The following is a 15,159-nucleotide window of genomic DNA, read 5'->3' as shown; positions in this document are numbered from 1 at the left end:
TACGCGCTTAGACAGAGATCACGCTCCTTTCTCATGAGGTTCGAGAAGGCGCGGGCGATTTGCGGCAGCGCCCGTGTTGGGTTTCAGCTTGTCTGAGTCTCTGATCGCTCGTCTGCCGGGCCTTTCCGACGGGCCAGATTGAGGGCACTGTTGATGAGGCCGACATGGCTGAAAGCCTGGGGAAAGTTGCCAAGCATTGCTTCTTGATGTGAATCGTATTCCTCAGATAGCAGGCCCACATCATTGCAAACTCGTAGAAGCCTTTCAAAGAGCGTCTTGGCATCCTCCTGACGTCCGATCAGGCTAAGAGCATCTACGAGCCAGAAACTGCACGCCAAGAACGCCCCTTCGCCTGGTGGCAATCCATCCTCAACCTCGGTTGTCTCATAGCGCAGAACCAGTCCGTCACGCATAAGCCGGTTCTCTATTGCTGCAACGGTCCCAAGGTATCGTGGATCATCTTCGGGCAGGAAGCCGACCAGCCCTATGTGCAGCACACTGGCGTCGAGGGTCTTTGATCCATAGGCTTGGACGAAGCTCCCTATAGTCTTGTCGTATGCCTTTTCGCAGACTTCGCGGTGGATTTCATCGGCGGTAGCACGCAGCTCCTTTGCAGCTTGCAGATCGCCAGCCTCGGTCGCCATCCAGCAGGCACGATCAAAAGCAACCCAGGCCATGACCTTCGAGTATGTGAAGTGCTGTCGGTCGCCCCGGACTTCCCAGATTCCCTCGTCGGGATCGCGCCAGACCTTTGAAAGGAAGGGGATCAACGCGGAATTAAGCGACTTGCCACGGGGGTGCGGGGGAAGACCACCCCTTATGGCTTGTGTCATGGCATCTGCGACCTCGCCATACACATCGAGCTGAAACTGCTCGGCCGCAGCATTCCCAATCCTGACTGGAGTGGAATCCCGGTATCCTTCGAGCCAGGTTGCTTCCCACTCCATCAGGTTTCGTTCACCGGCCACACCGTACATGATCTGCATCTGGTGAGGCGACCCGGCAACCGCACGCAGCAACCAGTTACGCCACGCGGCGGCTTCATCGTAGTAGCCAAGCTTCATAAATGCCATCAACGTCAAGGTCGCGTCGCGAAGCCAGCAATACCGATAATCCCAATTACGCGTCCCGCCGAGCTGCTCTGGAAGCGAGGTCGTCGCGGCCGCCACGATCCCACCAGTCGGCATGAAGGTGAGCGCTTTGAGCGTGATGAGCGAACGCTTGACCTGTTCGGTCCACTCGCCAACATCGGGGCATTTGGCGACGAAGTCCTCCCAGAAAGTGGTTGTCTCTCGGATGGCGTTTTCAATCTTTGCGGCGGTCGGCATCTTCAGGTGGGATGGGCAATATGTGAGTGTGAACGCAAGCTGGTGGCCAGCTGAGACTTCGAAAGATGCCTTCGTCTTCAAGTCCTCTCCTTCCAGTTCGATAGGAGAGGTGAGGACAAGCATATCCGGACCGGCGATGGCTGTCAGTGTCCCGCCTTTGGTCTGTGTCACCCATGGCACTGTCCGCCCATAGTCGAAGCGGATCACAAGCTCAAAGTCGAACGCCACGTGGCCACTTATGCCCTCAACAATTCGAACTAAGTCATTCACACCATCTCGAAGCGGCATGAAATCACGCACGACCGCGACGCCGGTTTCTGTCTCGAAAGTCGTTTCCAGAATGAGCGTGTCTTTCTGATATCGCCGTTCGGAGCGATATTTTTGGGACGGGGAGATGGACCATCTGCCATTCTCTTCGTTTCCCAGCAGGGCTGCAAAGCAGGCGGGAGAGTCAAATCGGGGGAAGCATAGCCAGTCGATTGATCCTTCGCGGGACACAAGAGCTGCTGTTTCGCAGTCTCCGATCAGGGCATAGTCTTCAATCCTGGCTTTCAATCTAGACTCCGATCTTCTGCTTAACCCGCTTCTAACTAGCGCGTTGAGGAGATCGTCAACTGCCACTGCATCCGCTATGGCATCAATCTGCACCGGACGCCTAGCAGATCCAGGGCATCAATTCCTAGATGTCTATAGCGCGTATTTCGGGTCAGATTTTCATCAAGATGATCAAACCCAACCTGGTATAAGCGAGCGACAGGCGAGTAATTCAAGATGATGGGAAAAGCGACAAAGCATTTAATTCGACCCTGAAAGCGACGACCATGAGTGCGCACTTTCTACTATCGGCAGCTTCAGACAGCTTGGAAATGCCGCTCCTGAGTAAACATGCTGAGTGGCAGTCCTGAACTTGGATTCATCGGCGAGCGTCGAGGGCACGCCGGATTGAGGGTTACGGTCAAATCGCGGGAAATTTGAGGATGCAATTTGCAGACGCAAGCGATGTCCCTTTTTAAACAGGCGGCTGATATGACCGAGACGGATCGTGACCTCGACTGGCCCCTCGCCAGTCGCAGTCGGTCTCCACCGAGCGATACCATCTACGACACCGACACTGCGGCCCTCTAGATCGACCTCACACACTCTTGCAGTCCAATCGCAAGTAGGAGCAGAGGACGTTACCCAGAGATTTGTTGACACAAGACCAGTTACGTCCAAATCGTCTCGCAAGGGCGGGCCGGTGAATACGATTACATCATCTCGCGCTTCGACCTTGAATTGCTCAATCGGACCGGAATTTCGTCCCTGCAGAAGCCCGGGAAGAAATGTGGCGCCACCGGCGCTTGGCACTGGCGATCGAGGATCAGAAACGAAGCTGGCGCTTGCTGTTGATGCCGGCAGCGTATCCAGGCTGTTACGTTCGCAATTTAGAAAATGAGAGACCAGGGTCGTGCCCGGCAAAGGCCAGTCCGGAGCTGCATGCCAGCTATTCGATCCTGAACGAAAATAGCGGACCACTGGTGAAGCTGGTTCGCGGCCCGTCAGTATGTCGTCGAAGAAAGCGAGGTTTTCTTCAGGAAGATCGACAGTAGAGGCCGCATAGCCCAACCATTCGCTTCCCTGCCAATCGCTCGGATTTCCATGTGACCATGGGCCAATGATCAGGCGGTCTGGCATGTATCCGTGATCCGGCCACCTCGACTTGGCTTTTGCAAAAAGCTCAAGGGATCCTTCGAGAAAGATGTCGTTCCAGCCTGCAACGGTCAGCATTGGTGTCTTATTGTGCTGTGCCCAGCCACCGGCCTCGATAGTCCGTTCGCCGCCTATTGCCTCTGGATCAAACCACTCACGCACGTAGGGTGCAAGCTCGCTCAATGCACTATCGAGAACGGGAAGCCGATCAAATGCCGATGCTGGGTCCCGTTGGAGACGCTGGAGAAGAGCCAATGCGCGTTCTCGCGCACCCGGCGGCATTGCCTTCAATCGATGCTGGAGGTGATCGGGGCCGAGCGACTCGATTATCCACAACAGCGTGAATGCCAGTTCCAAGGCGCCGCCGCGGTACATCCAAGTGTCGTCGTGGCGGAGCGTTGTGAGCTGTGGCGCGATCGCTGATAGACCGGGTGGGTTTTCGGACAGCGCTAGCACCTGCGTGGCGCCGACATAGGATGCGCCGAACATCGCGACGTTTCCGTTGCAGAACGGCTGCGACCGAAGCCAGCCGATCGTATCGGCGCCGTCGCATCCTTCAAATTCGAAAGGGACGAAATCGCCGCCTGATTGGTAACGCCCACGCGTATCCTGTATCGCGATAGCATAGCCGCGACGAAGCGCCGTTTGAAACTCGAGCGCCGAAATATACTGCGACCCGAAGGGCGTCTCCTTTCGATAAGGTGTCCGTTGCAAAAGTACCGGGCTGGCTCTCTCCGTTGCCGGAAGCCAGATGTCGGTTTTCAGGACGACGCCGTCGCGCATCGTTACGTCCACGTTGTCAAGCAGCTTGAATGTCGCCTGCATCGCTCTCAACGCCCCCCGACGAGACGCTGCCGAAGCTGGTCGAAGGAAACGGCGAGAATGAGCAGGATGCCGGTAGCGGCCTGCTGCCAGGACGAATTGATGTTCATCAGCGTCAGCCCATTGTTCAAGACGCCAACAATCAGCAGGCCGATGACTGTGCCAAACATCGTGCCGGTCCCGCCCTTCAACGAAGTTCCCCCAAGAATGACCGCCGTGACGACGGCAAGCTCCAGGCCGAGACCGGTCGTGCCGGACGTCGATCCAAGCTGCGAGGCGCTCATGAGCCCGCAGAGACCTATGAAGGCGCCGGATAGAAGAAAGCTCAGGAAGACCACGCGCTTCGTTTTGATGCCGACCAAGCGGGCAGCGTTCTCATTGGCCCCGATTGCATAGATGGACCGGCCGAAGACCGTGCGTTTGAGAGCTATCCCGACGACGATGGCCACCAGCACAAAGACGAGTGCGGAAACCGGGATGTTGAGGAACGGTCGCCAGATTGCCCAGTCGAAATTCGATATCAGCAGGTTCTTGCCACCACCGATCGATTGGGTCAGCCCTCGGAAGATCGCTAGGGTCCCAAGTGTCGTGATCAGCGCATTGACGCCGATCTTGGTAACGAGGAAGCCGTTGATGACCCCGATAGCCATGCCGACGAGCAAGGCGAGCGCGCTCGCCGGTACGACCCCAATACTGTTTGCCGTCAGCGCCATTACCAGCGCGACAAAGGCGACGCCACTGCCTACCGATAGATCGAATTGACCAGCAATAAGCAACATCGTTCCACCGGCGGCGAGAACGCCGGTGATCGAAAGGGCAGTGATCACATTGACCCAATTGCCCCAGGTCAGAAAGTATGGCGAGCTGAGCGAGAAGAAGACAATCTCTGCCAATAGGAAAGCGAGCAGCGCCGCCGATTCCGGAGCCCTTCTCCAGAGCGGGGTTTTATCGCGGGCTGGATCGATATCTGTCATGGCTGTCATCGCCTTGGAATGCAGATTGTCATGCATGGACACCGCCTCCCGCGGCTTCGGTCAGGGTTTCAGTCGAAATTTTCTCGTGGGGTATTTCCGCGACAATCTGTCCACGGACCAGGATCAGTGCCCGGCTGGCCACTGCATTGATGTCTTCGTAGTCGGAGGTCGCGATAATGATTGCGTGGCCTTTGGCCGCCAGTTCAGCGAGAACGCGGTAGATCTCCTGGCGGGCGCCGACATCAACACCACGCGTCGGTTCTGTGAGTACGAGGATTCTCGAACCTGCCTCAAGCCAACGACCGAGAAGAACCTTCTGCTGATTGCCGCCAGACAGCTCGGTAATGGTCTGATTGCCGGAGGGATCCGCTTTCACGCGAAGTTCACGATGCCATCGGGCATAGGCGGAACTCAGCCGCTCGCCGCTCAGTATGCCGTGCCTGGCCAATCTCGACCAACTGGGTGCCGAAAGGTTTTCCGCCAATGTCATGGTGCGCAGCAGTCCTTCACTGGCGCGGTCAGCCGGCAAATGGCCGATCGAGGCGGCGATCGCCTCGGCGGGGTGCCGGAAGTGCTTTGGGCGTCCGTCGACGAAAAGCGTGCCGCTGTCGAATGGTCGCGCCCCAACCAGGGACGCTGAGAGCTCCTGAACCCCAGAGCCGACCTTGCCGTACATGCCGAGAACCTCTCCGGGTCTCAGCGTGAACGAGATATCCGAAAAAGCATCCGAGCCGAGATGAGCGACCTCAAGTACCGGGTTGGTCGCCAACGCGGGGGCGGCAAGCAAATGACGGGCATGGGCAACTGCCCGTCCCACCATCGCCTCGATCACCTGCTCCTGATTGACCTGAACGGTTGGGCGATCCAATGAAACACGGCCATCGCGCAGAACGCAGACCCGGTCTGCGAGGGCAAAGACCTCGTCGAGACGGTGGGTAATGTAAAGAACAGCCGCGCCGCGTTCGGCCAGGCGCCGGATCAACTGGAAGAGTTTGCGCGCTTCCGCGTCCGAGAGTGCTGCCGTCGCCTCGTCGAAAATGATGCATTTCGATGCGCCAATCGTCGCGCGCGCGATCTCGATGATCTGGCGCTCGCCGAGGCGAAGGTTTGCGACCTTCGCCTTCAGCGGCAGTTCAGCGCCGAGAAGGTCGAGTGCCTCTCGTGCCATCTGCAGCACCGCGCGTCGATCAATGAGCCCGCCTTTGGTTGGCCAGGCGCCGAGAACGATGTTCTCGGCAACCGTTAGAGTAGGTGCGTCTGCGATCTCCTGGGCAATCAGCCTTATGCCAGCTTGTCTTGCATCGCTGACGCTATGGAAAGATGACGCCTTGCCATCCACCGCTATCGTTCCTTCGTCTGGCCGGTGGTCTCCGGCCAGAATGCGCACGAAGGTAGACTTCCCGGCGCCATTTTCCCCAAGAAGCGCTGTTATCGTGCCGCCGGCGAGATCGAGGTCCACGCCATGCAGAACCTCGACCGGGCCGAACGATTTCCGGATGCCGCGGACGGCAAGGAAGTCCTTCGTCATTTGCAGGCGTACTCCGGGTAGACCTTGCTGACATTGTCAGGTGTGATCAGCTCGTGCGGCACCAGGATCTGGCTATTGATCTTCTCGCCCTTGATGGCTTTTACCAGGTTCGGTACGATCAGCTCTGCATAGCGCTCGGGGAAGTAGGCAGCCGTGGCTATGAAGTGCGGAGCTGTCCAGATCTGGCAATTGTCGGGATCGAAGTTCTGAACACCGAGGTAGAGGTCCTGGTTGCGACCTTGCGTGCGAGCTGCGGCAAGCGCTGCGGTGATCACATCCTCATTGATACCGACAGTGATAATCTTGCCGGCGCCCGGCAAGGCGGTCAGCGTATCGGTAAACTGTCGCTGTGCGGCGTCTGCCTGGCCCCCAGCGCCAGTGTCGATGATGCGAAGGTTCTGGACTGGCCCGCACACCGCTTCGAACGCCTTGCGGATGCCGCCCATGCGCTGGTCGTTGACGACGCCCACGGCGGTGGATTCCAGCGAGATAAACGCATCATATTGGCAATTGGAGTTCTTCGCGAAATACATGCCCAGTTCGTGGCCGACGATCTCGCCGGCATAGGAATTAGCCGCACCGACGAAAGCGGTTTCGCAAGGCTTCTGTTGGATATCGATCGCGATAACCGGAACCTTAGGACCTTCGGCGCAGATATTGGCGGCGGCGGCCGCATCTGCCTGGAAGGTGATGAGACCATCGACATTTTGCGTCTTGAATTGGCGCACACAGGCGAGCGCGGTTGCCGCATCCATCTTGGAATCGCAGGTTACAAGCTTGAAGCCGGCGGTCTCGGACGCCTTTTCCATGCCGCGCTGCAGCGCATCCGTGAAGGGAACGCCGAGGACAAGCTGCGTGAAGCCGAGGGTCAGCCCCTTGGCGCTGCCGGGAGCAATCGGTTCGAACTTGGCGACTTCGGCCGGCGGCGTCGGCGCCGGGGCGTCCAGATGAACTTCCGCCGAATTTGCCACGTGGCCGGCGAGTGCCATGGCGGCGGTGACCAGAAGCCATTGGCCTCTTAGCGCAAGCTTCCTTATATTTTTCATTGGCATTTTCGGGTCCTCCTCACCCTGTTGAACTCTATATGGCGGTCTGTACCGTATCGTCGTCTTTCGTCGTCCTCAGCAAACCTGGACCACTTCGAGATCGAGAAGCTTGCCGAGTTTTTCAATTTTTGTAGCGATATGCCCGACGCCAACGGCGCAGTGGTGCGCCGGGCCCTGCGCATTCCAGTCTTCGACGAAACGGCGCGCGCCGATATCGAACCGATAGCGGCTGTTGGTGTTGCCGATCTCCAGCACCGGCCCTGACACAGACTGCCCTTCGGCGCAAAGCAGAACGATCCGTCCGTCTCGCTCGATCACGGAAAGAAGCGTCACCGGACCATGCTTGACGGACATCTCGACGCTGACGCCTGATCCAACCTTGCCGTGATAAACCTCGAGCGGTTTGATCTTGGTCTTTCCTTGCGCAACCTTGATATGACCGGGCCCATCATGTCCCATCAGTACAACGTCTTCCAGGAGGTCCATGGCGTAGTATTCGGTAAACGATCCACCAGCACCAAAGCTGTCCATGATCTTCATCGCCTGGACGTTCTTCACCTCATACTCCCCGGCCACCGGGACACCCTTGGCCGTGAGAATTGAGCAGCCGACGATCACCGAGGTGATCACGTCCTCGTACTCATGGCCGGGCGTCGATTCATAGTAATAGGCAAGAGAGCCGAGATCCTTGTTGTCGACAAATTTCCTGAGTGCAACCGCTGTGCGGGCAGCCCGTCTCAATTCGCCAATGTCGCACTCAGGGTCGATGTCGAATGCATCCTTGATTGCTTCCAGAGATGCCTCTAGCTCGTCTTGCGTTGTCTCCCGCCTCAGGCGTGCCAACTCGTCAATCTCGACAATTTCAATATGCGTGCCGAAAGCAGCCGTGTGTGCGGTCAGGTCAGAGTATATATCAAGCATGCCATTGTAGTACCGACCCATGACGCCCAGCCTGTTATGTGCCATGACGTGAGCGACACGTGCTGCATCGATCCAGTCGGCAATCTCGCGGTCAACGATCGCGTCGCCGTGCAACATGCCGGTGATCTGATGAAAGGCCACGCCCGAGCGGCGAAAGACGTTTGCGATTTCCGGCACCGGGCAAGCGCCGCAGTAGGCCAGCCATTCGCCAGTCATCTTCGTCCGGTCGCCGAGGGCATTGAAGCTGCGGTAATCGATCGCGGCTTCGGGCTGCAGGTTGAGGATCACGACAGGAACACGTGCACGTCGGACGGCAGGCAGGACCGTGGACGACAGTGCATAGGTCGTAACGTGCAGAAAGATAATATCGACATCCGCCTCACGGAAGCGGTGGCCCGCATCCAATGCTTTTTCGGGGGTGTCAATCAGTCCGAGATTGACGACATCAATATCGGGACGGGCCAGCTTCTCAGCCATCTGGCCGACATAGCTCGAAAGTCTTTCTTCCAATCCTTCGAACTGCGGCCAGTATGTTGCCAGTCCGATCCCGAACAGGCCGACCTTTAGCTTGCGGTGCGTCATGCGCGCTCCGCCGGTAAGCGGCAAAACACAGCGCTTTGCGGTGGGCTCGCGCCGACCACGTTCGGGAATGATGACACTGTCTAATCTCCTCCACGGCCGCAGAAACTTACGGCTTGGCTATCGCCTTGGTCCGCCAGCTTTTGCCGTCGGCTCCATCCTCTTGGCGAACCGTAGCATCAGAGATAGAAGTTGACATCACGATCTTTTCTTCAAAAATGATCTGAAGCATACAAAAAATGATCATCTGGCGAGACGCGTGGCTCAGAACTATTCCCTCTATTTACCCGATAATCGGCTATGTTCTGCTTGGGGATGCACCGCGATCTCTATTGGGCATACGAAAATCATGCCTCATTCTGAGTACCCGCCGATCCGCCATCCGGACGATCATCACTTCGACTGGAAGCGAGGCCGTATCCTGCAGGCGTATCAGGTGATCCTGATCTCGGAAGGGCAGGGACTGTTTGAATTCTCACACCGTGGTCGCACCCAACTCGTGCAATCGGGGTCAATCGTTCTGCTCTTTCCTGGCGTCTGGCATCGCTTTGCTCCCGATCCAGAGCTTGGCTGGACCGAAAACTGGATCGAATGCCGCAGCACTGCCTTTGATTTTGCCCGCACGGCTGGATTGATCGACCCAGCGAGGTCTGTGTTGCCCTCGACCCCAGAATTTGCCGAGGTGTTCGAGAAGATCCACGGACTGGCGATTGAAGAAGGTCTCTCCAACCAATCACTGATCTCGACCCTCGGCCTGCAATTGTTGGCGCTGCTTTCCAGGCAGAGCGAACTCGCGTCAGCGGCGCCGGCGGACAGGCTCGTGGAGCGGGCGCGTGTGTTGTTGATGGAGCGGTGTACTCAGCGCGTTTCCGTGGAAAAGCTCGCTGAAGAACTTGGGGTAAGCTACTCGCACTTCAGGCGCGTCTTTCGTGAAAAGACGGGCATCTCGCCCAAGCAGCACCTGGTCTCGCTGCGAATCCGAAGGGCGCAGGACATCTTCGCCAATACTGATAAATCGGTAAAGGAGGTGGCGGGACTGCTTGGTTTCAGCTCCGCCTTTCATCTCTCAACGCAGTTCCAAGAGACCGTGGGGTGCAGCCCCTCAGCCTATAGGCAATATTCGGTCATCGAATTGCCCTGAGCTCGATTTCATTTGAGAAGGCGGCGCTTTTTCACACTCGTCGATCTATCAAGAGGTGTCGATAGCTCGTATCTTTCAGAGCGTCGACCATATGTGCTTACCCCTGAATGCCTTGCAATCGTCTCGTCCAATCTTCCACCGTTCCACTTTCCAGTCGTTTAGCAGCGTGAGCACGCCAGCCGGAGGCCAGGCGGCTGAGGCCTGCGATGGCTGTAAGCTCGGATCGGTCGAGCGTATTGACGTAGAACGTGCTCCAGATACGGGCAAGCGTCCATTCTGGAGAGCGGCGCTCCAAAAGCGAGAGATGGTCGCCAGGGACGACAGTCCCGGGCTCTATCACCCGATAATACCAGCCGGTACGCCCGGTTTCCTGGACTTTGCGGGCCATGTCCTTTTGCGCGAAGCGTTCGTTCAGCTTCCAGCAGGGTTGCCGGCCCTGGCTGATCTCGATGACGGCACTGCCCAGCCTGAAGACGTCACCGATGGCGGCTTCCTCCTCCGTTAGGCCCAACGTTGCGATGTTTTCGCCGAATGCTCCCGGGTTTGCGAGGATCGGCTGTTCGCCGAACTCCCCTGTCCAGAAAGCATAATGGTCAAAAGGATAATGATGGACTGTCTTTTCCGGGCCGCCATGCCTGACGGTGTCGCCCTGCATGTCGCCGACGAAGCCGGCCTCCGACAGTTGCAGCGGTACTGAAACCTCCGATTTGTCGATGCCGCTCAAAACGCCGTTCGGGCCAAGCGGTGCAACCGCACCGACCCGCAGACTGAGAACCGGCAGGTTGGTCATGTCGTTTGCCGGTGTCATATCGCCCGTTCCGTCTTGAGGCCGGCGAGCCACTCTCGAAGCAACGCGCGGGCAGCCGTCGCCAAAGGCGGGCCATATCGTGCAGCGTCGCGCCGCAAGGCTGCGATATCGATGCCGGCCGATCCGAGTTCGGCGGCATGGCCGACCAGCCAGCGCTCAAGGTACCGATCGGTTTCGGCCTCGGGATGAAACTGCAGGCCGAGCACGTTCTCGCCGATCGAAAATGCCTGCTGCTCGACCAGGGCAGAGGATGCCAGGTTGGCAGCACCCAGCGGCAGGCTATAGGTGTCGCCATGCCAATGTAGAACGTGGACGTCCTCAAGGTGCTTCAACGGGCTCGACATTCCGTCGTCGGTCAGCATGAGCTGGGAAAAGCCGATCTCCTTCAAGCCTGTCGCGAACACCTTCTCGCCGAGGGCTGCCGCAATCAGCTGAGCGCCGAGGCAGATCCCGAGCGTCGGCAGGCCGCCTTCGAGCCTTGTGCGGATGAATGTACGCTCGGCCTCTAGAAACGAATAATGATCGTCATAAACCCCGATCGGCCCGCCGAGGATGACGAGAAGATCGGGCGCAAGTGGATCGCCGGCGCAGAAATCGAGATCGCCGACGTCGCTGTATCGGATGTCATAGCCGGCGTCCGTCAAAGTATCGGCAAAGAGGCCGAGATCTTCGAAATGCACGTGCCGGAGCGCTAGAACGGTTTTTGTCATGGTCTGTTGTCCATTTCTCAGGTGGTTGTGGGAATATCGCATCGACCATCGGCGCAGCCGGCTTCGGACCGGTCATTATGCGCTGGAATGGGGGTTGCCAGCGCCATGGCGATCCGAGCGCCCACAATCATGTCCTCCTCGACGCCGAAGGCATGATGGAGAAGCGTACCGCCCCGGCCAATCAACACCGAGGAGGGAGTTCCACGCAGGCCGAAGCGTCGCATCGTGACCGGAATGTCCGAGGTGCCATCGGCCATATCGACGCCGACCGGCGATGTGATGCCGTATTCGTGGAGGAAGGCCCGCAGCGTGACGGGCGACATCGCGGCATGATGTTCGAAAACTGTATGGAGGCCGATTACTTGCAAGTCGGTGTGAGAAAACAGCTTTTCGATACGCTTGACCTGCGGCAGGGCGTCGGACACGCAACCGGGGCAAAGCAGCTGGAAGCTGTGAAGAAAGACGGGACGGTCGCGCAGGCCCGCCAGCGTCAACGGCACTGCCGTGTTGAACCATTCACTGACGGCAAGCTCCGGCACGATATGCGCTTTGGGTGTCGCCCTGCCTTCGGTTGCTGTTGCCTTGTTCGGGGCATCGGGGGTAAAACTGCCCATGTTCTTTCTCTCTATTAGCCTGGAGGGGAGAATATGCCGGTTCGTCGATGGCAGTCGACGAACCGGCGCGTGTTTCACGACATCACTTGGCGGGTTCGACCTTGCCCGGCAGGCTGAGATCACCGGACGCGACCTTGAAGACATCGCTGACGCATAGAAGCGGCGCATGCAGGTTGCCGTTGACCTTCAGACCAGCTGTCACACCGTCAAATGCCGCGCCCTTGATGTCGTTAATCAGTGAGAGCGGTATCTCGACGTCGACCTCATCGCCCGTGAATGTCGTCGGATAAGCCGGGCTGTCGATCAGAAGTGGAACGCCCGGCCAGGTCGCCGGCACTTTGGGCTTGGTGTCCTTCGGGATATCTTCCACCTTCAGCCCGGCGCCGCAGGCCTTGTCCTTGGCAAGCACGACCCAATGGGAATGCCAGACATGACGGTTCTTGGTGCCATTTGCGCCATCATCGAAATCCGGGTGGAAGGTAACGGCAAGTGCGACGATGCCTTGCTTCTTCTCGAAGCCGACATCGCTGCTATCGAGGCTGGTTGGCCAGACATACGCATAAACGCTCGAACCTTCGAACTTGCCGGTTGCATCAGGCTTGTCCTTGCCGGCCTCGCCGCGAACGCGGGTGGAAAAGACCACCTTGTCGCCCTTGGTCGTGATCTTCGTTTCGATGATATCGAGCGAGGCGTTGACCGCCTGGTTCGCTTTCGCCTTGATTGCGTGGGCGCTCGCAGTCGACTGGCATAGCAGCGCCGTTCCGGCGACGACGAGCGTGCCGGTCAAAAGTGATCTCAACATATGGATGGTTTCCTTTCTCTTTGTTGCCTGGAGGCGTTCGTTTATCCCGCTTGAAATGCGTCCCAGGTGGCAGCCCGGGACGTGGGATCGGCTTGTTCGTGTTCGCGGCAATCGACGCGGAGTTCCCGCTGGCCGAATGGCGCATCAACGAAATGACAGTGGTGGGGCTTGTCGCTCTCAGGATGGGCAAATGGGTCGAAATAGCGACAGGTGACGCACATGCGCTGCACGGGAATGGAATTCTCCTCCTGCAACTCCCGGATCATCGTGACCAGCGTCACCAGCAAAGTTTCCTGCGCCGCATCTCCAAGAGCGCCGATGGCGCTGCCGATCATGCCGCTCTCGGTGTCCTGGCTCAGAAGCGTTACCCCTTTCGTGCTCAAACGCACGCTGACCGATCGCCCGTCGGTAAGTCCTGTCCGTTTTTCGACATGCCCCTTCTTTTCGAGTGCATTGATGGAGTCCGTCGCCGTCGGCTGCGATACACCAAGATGAGCGGCAATTTCTTTCACGCCAAGCCCGTCTACTCTACCTTCGAGAAGAACCAGGATCGCAAGCTGCGTCGGGTTCAGACCGAGTATTTTAGCCCTTTCCCACTCATCAGCCCGCAAAGCGGCGGCCACCCGCGATAAGCCTTCACGGATGCGAGAATTGACGGAGTGGGCGTTCTTCGGTGTTTCCATACTTGTTAAATATAGGAATCCTATCTAATTGGCAAATGGAAACTTGTGTGATCTCGCAATCCGCAGAGATGGGCGTTCTTCAGACAAAGCGCGGGCCCGTCAACAATGCGCCCGGCGAGGCACTGACGGGCTGCAAATCAGCTGCTCATGACCGCTGCTATCATGATCGCAGCAAACGCGATCATCATGACACTGCCGAGAACCACCGTGACGACGGCATTGGCCGAGATGTATGTGCCTGCGACACCGCCAATGATGGCGGGCCACTGGCTCCGTCCCTTGCCCGAATTCATCGGATGGCCACATGAGGGGCAGGCGAAGGCCTTGTCAGAAACTTTTCCGTTGCAATCCGGGCAAGCTGTGAGGGCCATGTCAATCTCCTGTCTTGATTGCGAATTCGACGCGCCTGTTCTTCTGACGTCCCGCGGGGTTGTCGTGTCCATCGGCGGTTACGTTGTGCGCCACCGGCTGGCTTTCTCCTTTGCCCGCCACCGTCGTGCGGCCTTCGGCGACAGACAGCTTTGCCAAAGCTTCTCGAACAGATAACGCGCGTCGCTCCGACAGGCGCTGATTGTAAGTATCGCTGCCCTTGGAATCGGTGTGTCCTGTGATTGATACCGGCGCGTCCGGCATGGTCTTCAGTATGCCCGCCAACTCAGCCAGAACAACAGCGGCTTCCGGCCGAATGTCCGCCTTGTCGAAATCGAAAAGCACGTCGCTTGGAAGGTCGACGACGATGCGATCCTTTTCCTGACGCGCTCCCAGTGCCGAAAGGGTTGCTTCGGTCTTGAGCCGCGTTCCTTCGTCCATGCTCTTTAGCGAGAAAGACGATCCGCCCTGCGACAACCCGGCTGAGCTTGTGTTGTCGCGAAGTGTCAATCGCGAGGCGGGGAGGGAGATTTCGGAGAACCGGGATGGTTGATCGCCAACCCTGGGGCCGTCTGAGACGACCGTGTAGGCCTGCGCCGATGCTGGCACGATCAGGAGCGACAGCCCTATGGCGAAGACGCCTCTCACGGCGCAAGATCCAGCGGAAGCGTCACGCCAGGTGCGCTGGTGTCCTCGCCGGTTTTACCGGGGTTGAAAACGAGCGTCAGGCGTTCGGTTCCTGTTGGGATTTTTCCCGGGAATACAAGGTCGCCTTCCATCGTCTGGCCGTTGGAAATGCGCATCCATTTATTATCAGTGATCTGTCTCAGGTGAAGTTTCTGGTCGGCTCCGTCGCCCCAGGCGAGAAAGGCGTTCTCGTCGTCGTTCATGTTGATGAAGTTCGTCTGATGGCTGTCGAAGCTGGCGAGCACCCGCACTGTCGTCGCATCCTCGCCGAGCGTCACCGACTTGACTTGCACAGTTAGGCCCACCGGTGTGCTGACCTGCCCCCCATCGATCTCCACGCTTCGCCCTTCTGCCAGGGCCAGAGTGGGACTTAGAAGCGAAAGTAGAACGGCTCCAGTTTTCAGCATGCGCGAAGGCTCCCTAGGTTTTAATCACTTTCTGGTTGAATGAATCTTAGG

General features: G+C 58.1%; 15 protein-coding genes. 1 reads left to right on the top strand and 14 read right to left on the bottom strand.

The genetic code is table 11. The features are described from left to right. Window positions 1–83: 83 nt before the first annotated feature. The 6 genes from B3605_RS00155 to B3605_RS00130 form a co-directional block, all read right to left on the bottom strand. Entirely contained in the window at window positions 84–1,883 is a 1,800-nt protein-coding gene (locus B3605_RS00155) for a glycoside hydrolase family 15 protein (RefSeq protein WP_113009666.1), read from the bottom strand. 240 nt (window positions 1,884–2,123) lie between these two features. After that, window positions 2,124–3,842, bottom strand: coding sequence for a CocE/NonD family hydrolase (locus tag B3605_RS00150; protein WP_162726907.1), 1,719 nt, complete (start codon window positions 3,840–3,842; stop codon window positions 2,124–2,126). Window positions 3,843–3,847: 5 nt separating this feature from the next. After that, window positions 3,848–4,849 (bottom strand): ABC transporter permease, encoded by a 1,002-nt coding sequence (locus tag B3605_RS00145; RefSeq protein ID WP_112943925.1) that lies wholly within the window; start codon window positions 4,847–4,849, stop codon window positions 3,848–3,850. Beyond that, window positions 4,842–6,272, bottom strand: coding sequence for a sugar ABC transporter ATP-binding protein (locus B3605_RS00140; RefSeq protein WP_296431473.1), 1,431 nt, complete (start codon window positions 6,270–6,272; stop codon window positions 4,842–4,844). Before B3605_RS00140 ends, B3605_RS00145 begins: the two co-directional genes overlap by 8 nt. Before the next feature lie 65 nt (window positions 6,273–6,337). Continuing rightward, window positions 6,338–7,387, bottom strand: a complete 1,050-nt coding sequence (locus tag B3605_RS00135; RefSeq protein WP_296431472.1) for a sugar ABC transporter substrate-binding protein — start codon at window positions 7,385–7,387, stop codon at window positions 6,338–6,340. Between the two features lie 75 nt (window positions 7,388–7,462). Continuing rightward, window positions 7,463–8,890, bottom strand: a complete 1,428-nt coding sequence (locus B3605_RS00130) for an arabinose isomerase (protein WP_112943922.1) — start codon at window positions 8,888–8,890, stop codon at window positions 7,463–7,465. Window positions 8,891–9,146: 256 nt separating this feature from the next. Between B3605_RS00130 and B3605_RS00125 the strand changes: the two genes are divergently transcribed. Beyond that, window positions 9,147–10,028, top strand: coding sequence for an AraC family transcriptional regulator (locus tag B3605_RS00125; RefSeq protein ID WP_162725403.1), 882 nt, complete (start codon window positions 9,147–9,149; stop codon window positions 10,026–10,028). A gap of 97 nt (window positions 10,029–10,125) precedes the next feature. Here B3605_RS00125 and B3605_RS00120 read toward each other — a convergent pair whose 3' ends face one another. The 8 genes from B3605_RS00120 to B3605_RS00085 form a co-directional block, all read right to left on the bottom strand. Next, window positions 10,126–10,818 (bottom strand): MOSC domain-containing protein, encoded by a 693-nt coding sequence (locus tag B3605_RS00120; protein ID WP_112943939.1) that lies wholly within the window; start codon window positions 10,816–10,818, stop codon window positions 10,126–10,128. Window positions 10,819–10,832: 14 nt separating this feature from the next. Then, a complete protein-coding gene (locus B3605_RS00115) occupies window positions 10,833–11,546 on the bottom strand; it encodes a glutamine amidotransferase (protein WP_112943920.1) in 714 nt (237 codons plus the stop codon). 17 nt (window positions 11,547–11,563) lie between these two features. Next, a complete protein-coding gene (locus B3605_RS00110) occupies window positions 11,564–12,238 on the bottom strand; it encodes a TlpA family protein disulfide reductase (RefSeq protein ID WP_349677240.1) in 675 nt (224 codons plus the stop codon). A gap of 4 nt (window positions 12,239–12,242) precedes the next feature. Beyond that, window positions 12,243–12,962 (bottom strand): hypothetical protein, encoded by a 720-nt coding sequence (locus B3605_RS00105; protein ID WP_113168569.1) that lies wholly within the window; start codon window positions 12,960–12,962, stop codon window positions 12,243–12,245. A gap of 41 nt (window positions 12,963–13,003) precedes the next feature. Beyond that, window positions 13,004–13,645, bottom strand: coding sequence for a MarR family winged helix-turn-helix transcriptional regulator (locus B3605_RS00100; RefSeq protein WP_112943917.1), 642 nt, complete (start codon window positions 13,643–13,645; stop codon window positions 13,004–13,006). A gap of 137 nt (window positions 13,646–13,782) precedes the next feature. Further along, window positions 13,783–14,016: a hypothetical protein gene (locus B3605_RS00095; RefSeq protein ID WP_112943916.1), complete on the bottom strand. Its 234-nt coding sequence runs from the start codon at window positions 14,014–14,016 to the stop codon at window positions 13,783–13,785. A gap of 1 nt (window position 14,017) precedes the next feature. After that, window positions 14,018–14,662, bottom strand: coding sequence for an OmpA family protein (locus B3605_RS00090; protein ID WP_162726906.1), 645 nt, complete (start codon window positions 14,660–14,662; stop codon window positions 14,018–14,020). Beyond that, window positions 14,659–15,108, bottom strand: coding sequence for a hypothetical protein (locus tag B3605_RS00085; RefSeq protein WP_162726905.1), 450 nt, complete (start codon window positions 15,106–15,108; stop codon window positions 14,659–14,661). Before B3605_RS00085 ends, B3605_RS00090 begins: the two co-directional genes overlap by 4 nt. Between the last annotated feature and the right edge of the window lie 51 nt (window positions 15,109–15,159).

Source organism: Rhizobium sp. UBA1881, from assembly GCF_002338015.1.
GTDB lineage: Bacteria > Pseudomonadota > Alphaproteobacteria > Rhizobiales > Rhizobiaceae > Rhizobium.
Note: the sequence above shows the minus strand (reverse complement) of the source record. Positions and strands in the feature narration are given on the sequence as shown.